This is a genomic window from Telluria sp. LT1R51-2 (genome assembly GCF_059685775.1).
Genome location: NZ_JCASIM010000001.1, coordinates 292,396 through 306,163 on the forward strand (window position 1 = coordinate 292,396; position 13,768 = coordinate 306,163).

11 protein-coding genes are annotated in these 13,768 nt (G+C 62.1%); 7 read left to right on the forward strand and 4 right to left on the reverse strand.

The genetic code is table 11. The features are described 5' to 3' along the window. Positions 1 to 46: 46 nt before the first annotated feature. Both coaE and AC56LH_RS01400 read right to left on the reverse strand, forming a co-directional pair. The gene (gene coaE, locus AC56LH_RS01395; protein ID WP_499643379.1) at positions 47 to 652 is read right to left on the reverse strand and encodes a dephospho-CoA kinase; all 606 of its coding nucleotides are present in this window, start codon (positions 650 to 652) and stop codon (positions 47 to 49) included. After that, on the reverse strand, positions 649 to 1,518 hold the full coding sequence (locus tag AC56LH_RS01400) for a prepilin peptidase (protein ID WP_499643381.1): 870 nt from the start codon (positions 1,516 to 1,518) through the stop codon (positions 649 to 651). The genes coaE and AC56LH_RS01400 overlap by 4 nt, the downstream gene beginning before the upstream one ends. Before the next feature lie 195 nt (positions 1,519 to 1,713). Between AC56LH_RS01400 and AC56LH_RS01405 the strand changes: the two genes are divergently transcribed. The 6 genes from AC56LH_RS01405 (at position 1,714) to AC56LH_RS01430 (ending at position 9,827) form a co-directional block, all read left to right on the forward strand. Then, positions 1,714 to 3,081 (forward strand): MBL fold metallo-hydrolase, encoded by a 1,368-nt coding sequence (locus tag AC56LH_RS01405; RefSeq protein ID WP_499643383.1) that lies wholly within the window; start codon positions 1,714 to 1,716, stop codon positions 3,079 to 3,081. Positions 3,082 to 3,840: 759 nt separating this feature from the next. After that, positions 3,841 to 4,566 (forward strand): gluconate 2-dehydrogenase subunit 3 family protein, encoded by a 726-nt coding sequence (locus tag AC56LH_RS01410; protein ID WP_499643385.1) that lies wholly within the window; start codon positions 3,841 to 3,843, stop codon positions 4,564 to 4,566. A 3-nt stretch (positions 4,567 to 4,569) separates the two neighbouring features. Beyond that, positions 4,570 to 6,345, forward strand: coding sequence for a GMC family oxidoreductase (locus AC56LH_RS01415; protein ID WP_183557271.1), 1,776 nt, complete (start codon positions 4,570 to 4,572; stop codon positions 6,343 to 6,345). Between the two features lie 12 nt (positions 6,346 to 6,357). After that, positions 6,358 to 7,746: a cytochrome c gene (locus AC56LH_RS01420; protein ID WP_499643387.1), complete on the forward strand. Its 1,389-nt coding sequence runs from the start codon at positions 6,358 to 6,360 to the stop codon at positions 7,744 to 7,746. 320 nt (positions 7,747 to 8,066) lie between these two features. After that, positions 8,067 to 8,771: a MarC family protein gene (locus AC56LH_RS01425; RefSeq protein ID WP_499643389.1), complete on the forward strand. Its 705-nt coding sequence runs from the start codon at positions 8,067 to 8,069 to the stop codon at positions 8,769 to 8,771. Positions 8,772 to 8,801: 30 nt separating this feature from the next. Next, the gene (locus AC56LH_RS01430) at positions 8,802 to 9,827 is read left to right on the forward strand and encodes a porin (protein WP_499643390.1); all 1,026 of its coding nucleotides are present in this window, start codon (positions 8,802 to 8,804) and stop codon (positions 9,825 to 9,827) included. A 68-nt stretch (positions 9,828 to 9,895) separates the two neighbouring features. Here the strand turns inward: AC56LH_RS01430 and AC56LH_RS01435 are convergent, their stop codons facing one another. Both AC56LH_RS01435 and AC56LH_RS01440 read right to left on the reverse strand, forming a co-directional pair. Beyond that, on the reverse strand, positions 9,896 to 10,516 hold the full coding sequence (locus AC56LH_RS01435) for a M23 family metallopeptidase (RefSeq protein ID WP_499643392.1): 621 nt from the start codon (positions 10,514 to 10,516) through the stop codon (positions 9,896 to 9,898). Continuing rightward, positions 10,492 to 11,616 (reverse strand): PKD domain-containing protein, encoded by a 1,125-nt coding sequence (locus AC56LH_RS01440; RefSeq protein ID WP_499643395.1) that lies wholly within the window; start codon positions 11,614 to 11,616, stop codon positions 10,492 to 10,494. The genes AC56LH_RS01435 and AC56LH_RS01440 overlap by 25 nt, the downstream gene beginning before the upstream one ends. Before the next feature lie 492 nt (positions 11,617 to 12,108). Between AC56LH_RS01440 and AC56LH_RS01445 the strand changes: the two genes are divergently transcribed. Next, positions 12,109 to 13,758: a methyl-accepting chemotaxis protein gene (locus AC56LH_RS01445; protein WP_499643397.1), complete on the forward strand. Its 1,650-nt coding sequence runs from the start codon at positions 12,109 to 12,111 to the stop codon at positions 13,756 to 13,758. Positions 13,759 to 13,768: the final 10 nt, after the last annotated feature.

The window sequence follows — 13,768 nt, forward strand, 5'->3', positions numbered from 1 at the left end:
ATTCTGAACCATGCGGCCCGAAATTACAAACACTGCATCACTCTTGTTACACACTTAACGCGAGATACCGTTCATGCAATGCCTGCACCTGCTTTTGCAGGACGTCCAGGCCGGCGTCGTTGTCGACGACATCGTCGGCCTCGGCCAGGCGCCGGGCACGCGTGACCTGGGTTGCCATGATCGCACGGACCTCGTCGGCAGTGAGGTGACTGCGCTGCATGACGCGCGCCACCTGCGTGTCTTCGCTGCAGTCGATGGCCAGCACGCGCGTGACGCGTTCGCGCCAGCTGCCCGATTCGATCAGGAGTGGCACCACATAGATCACATACGCGCCGGTGGCCGCCTGGCCGGCCGCTTCGGTTGCGGCGCGGATGCGCGGATGCAGGATGGCTTCCAGGCGCGCACGCGCGGTGGCATCGGAGAACACGAGGGTACGCATGCGCGCGCGGTCGAGCGCGCCGTCGGGCTGCGCGAAGTCGGGCCCGAATTCGGCCACGATGGCAGGCATCGCCGCGCCCTGCGGCGCCGTCAACCCATGGGCGATGACGTCGGTGTCGACGATCGTCGCGCCCCGCGCGGCAAACAGGTCGGCGACGGTGCTCTTGCCGCAGCCGATGCCGCCGGTGAGCCCCACCGAAAAGGCCGGCGTCATCCGAACAGGCCCGCCGTGAAGCCGCCCAGCTGCGCGCCGTACAGCATCGTCAGCAGGCCCGCCGCCGCCAGGTAGGGGCCGAACGGGATCGCCTTGTCGCGCGCGCGCTTGGCAAACACGATCAGGCTGATGCCGACAATGGCGCCGACGACCGACGACAGCAGGATGATCGTCGGCAGCGCGGTCCAGCCCAGCCACGCGCCCAGGCCGGCGAGCAGCTTGAAGTCGCCGTAGCCCATCCCTTCCTTGCCGGTGGCCAGCTTGAACAGCCAGTACACGGACCACAGCACCAGATAACCGGCGGCGGCGCCGATGACGGCATCCTGCAGCGGCACGAAGGTGCCGTTCAGGTTGATGAGCAGGCCCGCCCACAGCAGCGGGTAGGTGAGGTCGTCCGGCAGCAGTTGCGTGTCGTAGTCGATGAAGGTCATCGCGATCAGCAGCCACGCAAACACCAGGCTGGCCATGCCCATCGCGCCGCTGCCGAAGGTCCAGACCAGCAGGCCGGACACGATCGCGGTGAACAGTTCGACGGCCGGATAGCGCGGCGAGATCGGCGTCTTGCACTTGCGGCACTTGCCACCGAGGACCAGATAACTGATGACCGGGATGTTTTCCATGGCCGTGATCCGGTGCCCGCAGCACGGACAGGCGGAGCGGGGCACGGTCAGGTTGAAGCGGTCCGTGTGCGGTGGTGGCTGGCCGTTTTCCTGCGCAACGTAATTGTCGGATTCACGCTGCATCATCTTCGGGATGCGGTAGATCACGACGTTCAGGAAGCTGCCGACCAACAGGCCCAGCAGGGCCGCTACCAGCGTGGGTGCAAGCTGCGCAGGGAGCGCAAACAAAAGGGATTCCAGGGGCATGTCGGTCGTTTCGGGTCGGGTGGCATGCAGTACGGGCAGGCTGCACGGTAGATTCTGTAGAACAACCTTATTGTAGGGCGTTTCCCCCGTTTGGCGAAGCGCTTTGCCGGTTCCCGCACACGATTGCGACGCCTCACGCATGGTCTGCCGCCGCACACCAGACTCGGTCCATCGACGCTCCCCTCTACCACGCTCATGCCAACTCCGACATTCACATTTCTGAACCACGCCAGCTGGTTGCTGCGCACCGACAGCGCGCTGTTGCTGGCCGACCCGTGGCTGGAAGGCACGGTGCACAACGACGCCTGCCGTTTGCTCGACGGTTCTACCGGCAGCGCCGGCCTGATCGCCGAACTCAATGCCAGCGGCTTGCCGGTCTTTGTCTGGTGCTCCAGCGCCCGGCCGGATCACCTGTCGCGCCGGTTCGTCGAGCGTTTTCGCGCCGAATTTCGCGGGGTCGCCACCTTTCTCTGCCGCCAGGGCGACTGGCGCCTGGCCCACGAACTGCGGCGCCACCACCTGGCCATCGCCGAATGTCCCGTTGGCGCAGTGCGCGCGCTGGCCCCAGGCCTGCACCTGACGGCCCATGCCAGTGGCGAAGCCGAATCGTATTGCCTGATCGCGTGCGGCCGGTACACGCTGCTGCACCTGGGCGAACGGGCGCTGGCCACTGCCGCCGCATGCCACCGCGCTGCTGCACAACTGCGCGCGGCACAGGTCAGGGTCGATGTGCTGCTGACCGGCTTTGCGGATCTGGCCTGGTATGACAATCCCGACGATGCCCCACGCGGCGAGTCGTCAGCCGGGCGCGGCATCGAGCGCATGGCGTGCCAGGCCGACGCATTCCGGCCGCGGCTGATCGTGCCGGTCGCCTCGTTCGCGCAGTTCAGCCGCATCGACAACGCGTGGCGCAATCAAGGCCATCCCGCGCCACTGGACATGCTGGAGGCGCCAGCGCTGGCTGCGCTGCGTGGCGTGATCCGGTTCATGCGGCCCGGCGCGCAGTTCGATCTGGCATCCGCCACGCCAGCCACCTTGCGCGCGCAGCACGACGCAGCGCTGGTGTACTGGATGGCATGCTGGCTCACGCAGCCAGCACCGCTGCCGCGCCCGGCCCAGGCCACGCTGGCCGAATTGAAAGAGGCATTTGCCAGTTACTGCGAGCGCGCCGACGCGCGCCTGCATGGGTTGCCGCGCTGGCTGGAATGGCTCGGCGCCATGCGTCCGCTGCACCTCGCGCTGCCCGACCTGCACCGCACGCTCGTGCTGTCGTACCGGCACGGCCTGCGCCCACTGGCGTGCGATGCCAAGGCCGATATCGCGATGTGTTCGGGGACCGCGCTCTACTTGCTGCGCGCCGGGGACGGGTTCGACACAACGGTCGCCGGCGGCTGCCTGCGCAGCATGCGCGCGCGTGGCTTGTCGACGTTCGTGCGGTTCTTCTTGCCGCAGCGTCTTTGCCGGCACGTATTGAATCAACCACGGCCATGGATATTGGGCGGTACCTTGCTGCGCGCGGTATTGGGTTGGGCCTGGCGTGCAATACGTACATCATTGCCGTAAATGCACTGCTTGAATTGACTGCAGCGCAGCCAATTACTATCGGCTGTGATACGGGCATGAATCCGAATCGGTCATTCATTTAATCCCATCATATTACGTGATGGGAGCATTCGAAATCCGCATGGGTTTGTCGTTACATCTCGACCATAAACCACGGCGCCGGCATTTTGAGCGATGACGATATTGATATTGGCCTGGCTATTTTTCTGGCTGAAATGTCATTTTGCATGGCGCGAATAGTGTTGTTACACTGTTTCATTTATGCAACATGTGAAGTTTTTTGCCTGCATGGGTCGATCATGCTTGAGCCCCCTGGCACAGGGTGGCCAGAGTGACATTGATCTTTGTCCGACCCCTCTTGCGGTAATTCGTGAGGCCGGGTTGTCGCGCCCTGTGTGCTGGGACGCGGCCAATTACGAAACAATTGTATTGACGCTGATGTTGGTTATGCCGAACGCTGACCGCGCCTTGTAATACAGTGTTCATGTAGTAAATGCATTTCATTCACTGCATTAAAACTCTTGAAATTTCTGAATATTCGAATGTTTCATTTGTAAATATATACGCGTTGTCGATCCTGATTTCCCTATACGGCAACGAGCGCGGCGGGGTCGCCAAAAAACTGCACCAATCAACGATAGATAATGGCCAGTGCCAATTCCAGCGCCGGGATTTTCAATGGCGTATCAAGTTCAGCATGGTTATCATGCGAGATGCCTGAAGTATATATATCCAACGTCAATATGGAGCAACGACATTATGTCCGATGACCAGCAATCTCCTTCCCGGCGCCGCACGCTCATCAAGACCCTGGTCTTCGTGCCGATGGGTGCGGGCGCGGCAGCGGCGATCCAGCAGAACCTGCCCAACGCGACGGCCGCAGCGCCGACCGAAGGCAAGCCTGACGCCTACACCCCCAAATTCTTCACCGCGACCGAATGGAAATTCGTCATCGCCGCCGTCGATCGCCTGATCCCGCATGACCAGCACGGCCCTGGCGCCGTCGAACTGGGCGTGCCGGAATTCCTCGACCGCCACATGCAGAGCCCGTACGCCGCCGGCGCGATCTGGTATATGCAGGGCCCGTTCCTCGAAGCGACGTCCGAATTTGGCTATCAGGGCAAGCTGGCGCTCAAGGACATCATCCGCGTGGGCATCAAGGCCGTCGACGCGCATTGCGCCAGTAGCTTCTCGGGCAAGGCGTTTGCCGACCTCGACCTGCGCATGCAGGAGGCGGTATTGAAGGATCTCGAAGAAGGCAAGATCAAGCTGGCCGACATTTCGTCGAAGCTGTTCTTTGCTGATTTCCTCGCCGAAGTGCGGGCCGGCTACTTTGCCGACCCGAGCCACGGCGGCAACAAAAACATGGGCGCATGGAAGATGATCGGCTACCCCGGCATGCGGGGCGATTATCTGGAGTGGGTCAAGATTCGCGACAAACCGTATCCGCTCGGACCGGTCGATCTGGCGGGACGGAGAGGATAAAGCATGGCAATCGTAAAACCAAAAACAGATGCAGTGATCGTTGGCATGGGCTGGGTTGGCGCCATCATTGCCAAGGAATTGACGGACGCCGGCATGAACGTCGTCGTGCTCGAGCGTGGTCCTGACCGCGACACGCAGCCCGACTTCGCTTACCCGCGCGTAATCGACGAGCTCGAAGGCTCGGTGCACCGCAAGTACCTGCAGTCGCTGGCACAAGAGACCATCGCCATCCGCCACAACGGCACGACGTCGGCCGTGCCGATGCGCCGCATGGGCTCGTTCAAGCCGGGCACGGGCGTCGGCGGCGCCGGTTCGCACTGGTCGGGCTGCCACTTCCGCGCGCTGCCGGAGGATTTCAAGATCCGCAGCATCATGGAACAGAAGTACGGCAAGAAGATCCTGCCGGCCGGCATGTCGATCCAGGATTTCCCGATCACGTATGAAGATCTGGAACCGCACTTCGACCACTTCGAATACGTGTGCGGCACCTCGGGCAAGGGCGGCATCATCAATGGCGCGCAAGTTGCTGGCGGTAATCCGTACGAAGGCTCGCGCTCGCGCGAATTCCCGCTCGGGCCCAACCCGGACTACCTGGGCGCCGAATACTTCTACAAGGCTGCCAACGCGATGGGTTACCACCCATACCCGATCCCGGCCTCGAATGCCTCGGGCACCTATGTCAACCCATACGGTTGCCAGATGGGGCCGTGCAATTTCTGCGGCTTCTGCTCCGACTATGGCTGCCTGAACTACTCGAAGGCGAGCCCGAACGCGAACATCCTGCCGGTGCTGCGTGGCCGCAAGGGGTTCGATCTGCGCACGATGGCGCAGGTCATGAAGGTCAACCTGACGCCGGACGGCAAGATGGCCACCGGCGTGAACTACCTCGATGCCCAGGGCCGCGAGACCGAGCAGCCGGCGGACATCGTCATCCTGGCCGCGTTCTCGCTCTACAACGTGCACCTGATGCTGTTGTCTGGCATTGGCCCGGCTTACGATCCTGTCACCAAGACCGGTACCGTCGGCAAGAACTACTCGTACCAGAACCTGAACCGCGTCTCGCTGTTCTTCGACGAGACCGTGCACGCCAACCAGTTCATGGGCATTGGCGGCGGCGGCGCCACGTTCGATGACCTGAACGGCAACCGTAACGATCCGACCAAGACCGGCTTCATCGGCGGCGGCATCATCTGGGCGCGCCAGCCGGGCGGCGGACCCGTGCGCGGCATCGCGACCGCACCGGGCGTACCGGGCTGGGGCAGCGACTGGAAGAAGGGCGCCAAGGAAGCAATGCGCCATTCGTTCTACTTCGAAGTGCAGGGCTCCTGCATGTCGTACGACGATGCCTATCTCGACCTCGATCCGAACTACAAGGACGGCTTCGGCCGGCCATTGCTGCGCATGACATTCGACTGGCACGAGAACGAAATCATCGCGTCGCAATACCTGGTCGGCAAGGCGCAGGACATGTGTCAGGTGCTCAATCCATTGGCCATCAAGGGCGATGCGAAAAAGGCAGGCAGCCACTACAACATCAACCAGTACCAGAGCACGCACACGGTCGGCGGCGCCATCATGGGCGACAACCCGAAGACGTCGGCCCTGAACAAGTATCTGCAATCGTGGGATGTGCCGAACGTGTTCGCGCCAGGCGCCAACGCTTTCCCGCAGAACAATGGCTACAACCCGACCGGCATGGTCGGCGCGCTGGCGTACTGGTGTGCCAAGGCGATCCGTGAGCAGTACATCAAGAACCCAGGCCCACTGGTCCAGGCATAAGAGGACAAACAGATGACGACGAAAAAACCTGTGAAAAAAGTCCTCCTGACCCTTGGCATCGTTGGCGCGCTGGTGTTTGCCGGCATGTACGGCTACGCCGTCGCACCGACCGAGACGCGCAAGATCGAACCGGGTCCGCAGCTTGCAGCGGGCGCGAAGCCTGATGCCGGCCTGATCGAGAAGGGGCGCTATGTCGCCACCGCCTCGGACTGTATCGCCTGCCACACTGCGCCAAGCGGCAAAGCCTTCGCGGGCGGCCGCGTGATCCAGTCGCCGATCGGCAATATGTACTCGACGAACATCACGCCCGACAAGACGACTGGTATCGGCAACTACACGCTGGACGATTTCGATCGTGCGATCCGTCACGGCATCACGCCGACCGGCGGCACGCTGTATCCGGCGATGCCGTTCCCGTCATATGCCCGCATGAGCGACGACGACCTGCGCGCGCTGTACGCCTACTTCATGCACGGCGTGGCGCCGGCGAGCGCTGCAAACCGCGCGGCCGACATCCGCTGGCCGCTGTCGATCCGCTGGCCGCTGGGCATATGGCGCAAGACGTTCGTGCCGGTGCAGGGCCCGATGGACCTGTCGAAGTACGCCGACCAGCGCATTGCCCGCGGCGCCTACCTGGTCCAGAGCCTGGGTCACTGCGGCACCTGCCACACCCCGCGCGCGACCACGCTCAACGAGCTGGCGCTGGACGAGTCCGGTCCTGAGTACCTGGCTGGCGGTCCGCTGATCGACGGCTGGCTCGCGGTGAACCTGCGTGGCGACAAGGTCGACGGCATGGGCAATTGGAGCGAGAAGGATATCGTCGATACCCTCAAGACCGGTCGCAACAGCCATTCCGGCGTGCTCGGCGAGCCGATGCAGGACGTTGTCCTGCACAGCACGCAGAACATGACGGATGCCGACCTGAGCGCCATGGCAGGCTACCTCAAGACGCTGCCTGCCACGGGCAACAAGAAAGCCAGCTTCACGGCCAGCACGGCAACGGTCGACGCCATCATGAGCGGTGACGACAGCCAGCGCGGTGTCCAGCTGTATCTGGACAATTGCTCGGCCTGCCACCGTGTCGATGGCAAGGCCTCGGGCAATGTGTTCCCTGCGCTGCCGGGCAACCCGACCGTGCTGCAGCAGGATCCGAGCTCGCTGATCCGCGTGATCCTGGCCGGTGCACGCCTGCCATCGACCAAGACGGCGCCATCGGAACTGGGCATGCCGGGCTTTGCATGGCGTCTGTCGGACGAAGAGACGGCGCACCTGACCACCTTCGTGCGCAATGCCTGGGGCAACAAGGCTGCGCCAGTCGGTGCCGCCGATGTCGCCAAAGTGCGCAAGGCACTGAAGGACCACGAAATCCACGAGATGGACAAGGGCGATACCAAGCACTAAGCGTGTGGGGGTAGCGTGACGGCGGCGCCGTCGGTACAGGGTCATTCACGTGATCCGGTGCTGGCGGCGCCGCTTTTTTTTGGCGTGTGCCGGCGATAAACGAGGCTTTCCGATCGGCATTCCGCCGTCAGACGTGTGTCCATCACGCCCAACCTTCCTGTACAGTTTCTGCTGTCGGAAGAAAGAGCCCCGTGACGACGGCAGGTTCCACATCGGCACGCGTCGTGTTTCGCTTGAAGGTGTGCACGTGAATAAACCCCACGCCAGCGGCTCCATGCGCTGGCAACCGAGTTCAGCCTGACGGGGCTGCCGGACCATCCATGACAATCGAACTTGTTCTAGTTGCTGCCAGGAGCTTCCTGTTTGTATTGGTAACGATGTTGCCAATCCTTAATCCGGCCGCCACTGCGCCGATTTTCCTGAGCCTGACCGAAGGTGCATCGCCGCCGATCCGCACGCTGCTGGCACGCCGCATCGCCCGCAATATGTTCTGGCTGATGGCCGGTTCGATGCTGATCGGTTCGTACGTCCTCGATTTTTTTGGCATCTCGCTGCCCATCGTCCGCATTGGCGGTGGCCTGATCCTGGCGTCCGTCGCCTGGCGCCTGCTCGGGGCGACGCCGGCCACGCCCGACAGCCGGGCCTCTCTGGCCGAAACCTTTACGCCGGAACACGCGCAGCGCCAAGCCTTTTATCCGCTGACCTTTCCGATCAGCTGTGGCCCGGCCTCGATCGCCGTCGCCATCACGGTCGGCGTGGCCCTGCATGATGTCAAGGTCGTGTTTTCACTGGCGCGCATGGGCGGCGCCTTGCTTGCCCTGGGCCTGATTGGCGTGCTGCTGTACCTGGCGTTCCGCTACGGCGAGCATTTCCTGCGCCTGATCGGCGAAGCCGGCACCGCCGTCTTCCTGCGCCTGACCGCGTTCATCCTGCTGTGTCTGGGCGTGCAGATCGTCTGGGACGGGGTGCGCGAACTGGTGCTCGGGCTGATGCCGGTGGCCACCCAACTTGCCGCTTTAATTTGACCTTATGGTCCTGACCTTTGGAGACCATCGATGACTTTCCTCACCACCACACCTGCCTGCATGGCGTTTGCATTATCGGGGTCGCTCTGCGGCAGCGCTGCGTTCGCGCAGGACACGCCGGAGCTCGACTTCTACGGCTCGCTGCGCACCCAGGTCGAATCGGTCCATCCCGACCGTGCTGATTCCTATACCAGCCTGCGCGATGCGTATTCGCGCGTGGGTGTCAGCGGCAAATACCCGATCAATGCGGGCCTGGCGCTCGTCGGGCAAGTCGAGCTCCCGGTCGATGTCGCCAACGCCAGGCTGCGCGACCCCTACGACCAGGATGAAAACATTCGCATCGCCAGCGTCGGCGTGAAGGGCACGCTCGGCGCGCTCACCTACGGCCAGCAGTGGATGCCTTACTACAACGCCGTGGCAGCGCCGGTGGACATGTTCAGCACGTACTACAGCGGCTATGCGACCTACACCGTGTTCCGGGTGGCCAAGACGCTGGCGTACACGACCCCGGACTACAACGGGCTGTCGTTTGGCGCCGGCTATGCGCCCAGCAGCGGCAACCGCCGTTCGACCTCGCGCATCGACGACCGCCGCTGGCAGGCGGTGGCCACGTATGTCCGCGGCGACACCCGCCTGGCGGCAGGCGTCGATGACCGGGGCGACGCGGGCTATGGCAAGAACCGCATCTACGGCGTCACGCTCAGCCACCAGGCCGATGCCTTGTACCTCGCGGTGAAGTACGAGGCATTCGAGACGGGCAACCGCCAGCCAGGCGGCTTCTCGACCGATGGCAACCGCGCCATCAATCTGTATGGTCACTATGCTCTGGGCAAGAGCACGATCAAGCTGATGCTCGCGAAGGTGGACAACTACGGCGACGAGATCATCCACCTCGGCATCGATTACGCGCTGTCGCGCGACGCACGGCTGTTTGCCGAGCTGTATCGTGAAGCCGAGACGGCGGCGCTGACGACGCGGCGTGGTGGTCTGGCGGATGTGGATGGCGGTGTGCGTGGTGGTCGTGCACTGGCGGTGGGGTTGCGTTACGATTTTTGAGGTTCGACGACGTGAGCCTGCAGGCCTGTCCACAACGTCGTCAGCGCCTTCGCACGTCGGCACAAACGTCAAGGAATGCGTACGATGAATGACGCCGTCGCCCCTTGGGCAAGCGTGCCCGACACGGTAACCGATCCGTCCTGGAAGGCAAGGCCGCCGCTGAGGATAATTTCATAGGTGCCGACGTCGTCTGGCGCAACGGTCGCCTTGATGGAAAGTGTAGCCGATCCGGTACGCAGTGCCCCGAGCGAGCAGCTATTCGATGCGCCGATGTTCGTGGTGCAGATCGTCTTTCCGTTGACGGCAACCGAAAAAGCATCGTCAGCGGCGCTGCCGTTGTCCCTGACTTGAATGTTGCCGCTGACAGCATTGCCGATACAGGAATCCGCATTGACTTTTGACGGCTTCTTGAAGATCTCGCCATTGGGAACATATTCGACATGCAGATGCGCTGCTTGGGAGCCACCTGAATCGTCGGACAACGCAATGATGGAACCTGCCGAAACGGTCTCGTTCAGTGCAACCTTGACGCCGTCTTTCTGCAAGTGCGCATACAGTGATTTGCTACCGTCTTCGTGCTCAATGATAATGTATCGTCCCCAGCCTTTGATCAGCTTTCCGCTGCGCGGATCCGGTTTGGCAAGCGGCCGCTCGTCGAACCCTATCAGCAGGACTTTGCCTTTTGCCATCGAGAGAATATCAGTACCATCTGCAGCGCGATAATCGACACCATAATGTTTGGGGGGATTGAATGCGCCGGTGACGGTACACTTGCGAATGGCGCCTGCAAGGTCGCCCTGTCGCAGGTTGACGCGGTGGCAGAGGATAGAAGGTCAGATTTGATATCCGTGTCACGAAACTCTCCCGTAATCGCCAGCGCAGGCCAGGGACGCAACTGCTCGGCCTCAACGCTCGTCCCCATGGCACCCAGCCGCGCCGCTCTTGCTGTGGAAGGCGTGGGCTTCGTGCGCGTCGAGCCGATGACAATGACTGCTTTCCAAGTTTCGTCCGCTGAGCGACGATTGGTGAACATGCCTGGTTCCAGGCCGAATCGCAAGGTCCTGCTGGCAGCATCATAAGACGCGTCGATTAATTCGAAGTTATCCAGTACTTCGTCGCCACCGTCCTGGAAAACCTGAACAAAAACGCGCGGCTCGTCGTTTTCCTGCAGACGCGCCTCGAGTTCCGCAGGTATGTTTGCGATGACGCTCAATGTATTCAATGGACTGACCTGACGGGTGTTGATCCTCAACTCGCGCACCGCTCGCACTGGTGCCGCAAACATCTGCGAAGTCAGGTCAAAATCAGCGGCGGTCATGGCGCTCGCGGTGCTCCACAGCCCGATCTGGGTCTCGGTGGCAAACGATGCCGCTGGCACATCGACAGTTGCCACCTGCGGCAGAGTGATGCTGAATGGCGTGGTTCTCGAGGATGCCGATACCGCCGGGGTCGTGATTTGAATGGTCTGGCTCACCGATGCAGGTGCCCCGTCATCGTCCGTTACCGTCAATTTCACGATGTATGAACCCGAGGCGCGATATGCATGGACTGGCGATGCTTCGGCATTGCTCGCACCATCACCGAAATCCCAATACTGCGTGGCGATCTGCCCGTCGGAATCCTCGCTCCCGGCTGACGAAAAGGCGTAGGTGGTGACTTGATCTGCGGAGGGCTGTGAGACGGACATTGCCGCCCTTGGTGCTTTGTTGTTGTCGTGGTGACACGCCGCCAATAGCATTGCTATGGCAACCAGCATGATCGATGTTGCCCTGCCTTTATCGAATGACATGATATCTCTTTCATTCTTCTTGGGTATGGCTGGCCAGCGAGGGCATCGTACAGGCTCCTGTGCTGGTGCGTGGGTTGCCTGTTGAATCTACTCCGCGTGGCTGCCCGCACCTTGGCAAGAACAGGGCCAACGGCAAGATCAGGGTCTGGTCTGGCATTCCGACACGAGGCCAACAACAATCTATTGATGAAAGCCCTGCGAACGGACTAAGGAAGAGTTCGTGTCCAAATGTCAGACCTGACCCTCGCTATTACTGGCGGTCGGACTGCGTTACGATTTTTGGTGTGGTGGGCAGGGGTCTGCGAAAGCATTACAGCACCTCGGTTGCATGAAAACCACAGCGGTCTCGAGGTGGATGCACGGGCTTCTCCTACGAACGTGTTGTGAGAAGTAATGCATCACGCACGCTGAGGAATTTTCCACTAGGAAACTTCATGCCGCGTGGGTGACAATGTATTTCATCCCCCACCTCGTGTCGCAACATACCGAATCATGCTGAAAAATCTCAACGTCACCGGCAAACTCGGTTTGCTCGTCGCCATCATGCTGGCGGCAATGATCGCTTTCGGCTGGAGCGCCCATACGGGCCTGCAGCGGGTCTCGGCTGCAGGCGCTGAAGTGGGCCACGTGCGCCTGCCGTCAATCCATGGGCTGCTGTCAGTCAGCGAAGGACAGACGGCGGTGAAGGGCTACGACATGTCGGTAGCGCTGTACCAGAACAATCCTGATGCGCGGCAGCAGCTGGAAGCCATTCTTGCGCATCGCCGCAAAGCCTGGGAGCGGATCGATGCCGGCTGGCGCCTGTATGAGCCTCTGCCACAGACGCCCGAAGAGACCGTACTCTGGAATCAGTTCCAGGGCGAGTGGAAGGCCTGGCAAGCCGCTGAAGAACAGGTTGCGCGTACCATGGCCGCGCTTGCTGGCAATACGTCGCCGGAGCGGCGGCAGGAACTGTTTGCGTCTTTCTTCCAGCAGGTCAGCGCTGCCGAACCGCTGTTCGTGCGCTCCGAAACGACATTGGAGAAGATCGTCGCCCTCAATAACGCCATTGCCAGTGCCAGCATCGAGACGGCCGACGACAGCGCCACTGCTGCACGGGTGGCGATGGCGACAGTTGCCCTGGTGGCGCTGACCGTCGCCGCCGTCTGCGCCGTCGCCATTACGCGCAGCATCGTGCAGCCACTGCGCCAGGCTGTGTCGGTGGCGTTGACCGTCGCCGCCGGCGACCTGACGAGCGTCATCGTCGTCAGCGGCAACGATGAAACCAGCCAACTGCTCGGCGCGCTAAAGCAGATGAACGACAGTCTGGCCGGCATCGTGGAACGTGTCCGGGCCAGCACCGAGACCATCGCGATCGCCTCTGCGCAAGTGGCAGTGGGCAGCCAGGATCTGTCGTCCCGGACCGAAGAGCAGGCATCGTCGCTCGAGGAAACCGCATCGTCGATGGAGGAACTCACCTCCACGGTCAAACAGAATGCCGACAACGCACGCCAGGCCGATGCGCTGGCCGCGCAGGCTTCTCAGGTAGCTGTCCGTGGCGGAGAAGTGATCGCCGGCGTGGTCGATACCATGGACGGCATCAACCGCCATTCGAGCAAGATTGCCGACATCATCGGCGTGATCGACGGCATTGCGTTCCAGACCAACATCCTGGCGCTGAACGCCGCGGTCGAAGCGGCGCGTGCGGGTGAGCAGGGGCGAGGCTTTGCCGTGGTCGCCGGTGAAGTGCGCACGCTGGCGCAGCGCAGCGCGAGTGCGTCGAAGGAAATCAAGGCCCTCATCAATGAATCGGTGGTCCAGGTCGCCCAAGGGACACGACTGGTGGGCGACGCCCGCGCCACCATGACCGAAGTGGTCGACAGTATTCGCCGTGTGAACGACGTGATGTCCCACATCAGTGCCGCCAGTGCCGAACAGTCATCGGGCATCGAGCAGATCAACACTGCCGTCGTGCAGATGGATCAGGTGACACAGCAAAACGCGGCCCTGGTCGAAGAGGCGGCCGCTGCCGCCGAATCGATGCAGAACCAGGCAGCGCAACTGACGCACGTGGTGTCGTCCTTCAAGACACGTGGACCAGTCGCGCAGCAGGGTGGGGCAGCACACATGGCCGCCCGCACACGGCCGGCATTAAGCGCATGAACAGTTTCCG

Coding starts and splice junctions, on each gene's coding strand:
- AC56LH_RS01420 (WP_499643387.1), top strand. CDS start 6,358: ATGACGACGAAAAAACCTGTGAAAAAAGTCCTCCTGACCCTTGGCATC.
- coaE (WP_499643379.1), bottom strand. CDS start 652: ATGACGCCGGCCTTTTCGGTGGGGCTCACCGGCGGCATCGGCTGCGGC.
- AC56LH_RS01415 (WP_183557271.1), top strand. CDS start 4,570: ATGGCAATCGTAAAACCAAAAACAGATGCAGTGATCGTTGGCATGGGC.
- AC56LH_RS01445 (WP_499643397.1), top strand. CDS start 12,109: ATGCTGAAAAATCTCAACGTCACCGGCAAACTCGGTTTGCTCGTCGCC.
- AC56LH_RS01440 (WP_499643395.1), bottom strand. CDS start 11,616: ATGTCATTCGATAAAGGCAGGGCAACATCGATCATGCTGGTTGCCATA.
- AC56LH_RS01430 (WP_499643390.1), top strand. CDS start 8,802: ATGACTTTCCTCACCACCACACCTGCCTGCATGGCGTTTGCATTATCG.
- AC56LH_RS01435 (WP_499643392.1), bottom strand. CDS start 10,516: ATGGCAAAAGGCAAAGTCCTGCTGATAGGGTTCGACGAGCGGCCGCTT.
- AC56LH_RS01410 (WP_499643385.1), top strand. CDS start 3,841: ATGTCCGATGACCAGCAATCTCCTTCCCGGCGCCGCACGCTCATCAAG.
- AC56LH_RS01400 (WP_499643381.1), bottom strand. CDS start 1,518: ATGCCCCTGGAATCCCTTTTGTTTGCGCTCCCTGCGCAGCTTGCACCC.
- AC56LH_RS01405 (WP_499643383.1), top strand. CDS start 1,714: ATGCCAACTCCGACATTCACATTTCTGAACCACGCCAGCTGGTTGCTG.
- AC56LH_RS01425 (WP_499643389.1), top strand. CDS start 8,067: ATGACAATCGAACTTGTTCTAGTTGCTGCCAGGAGCTTCCTGTTTGTA.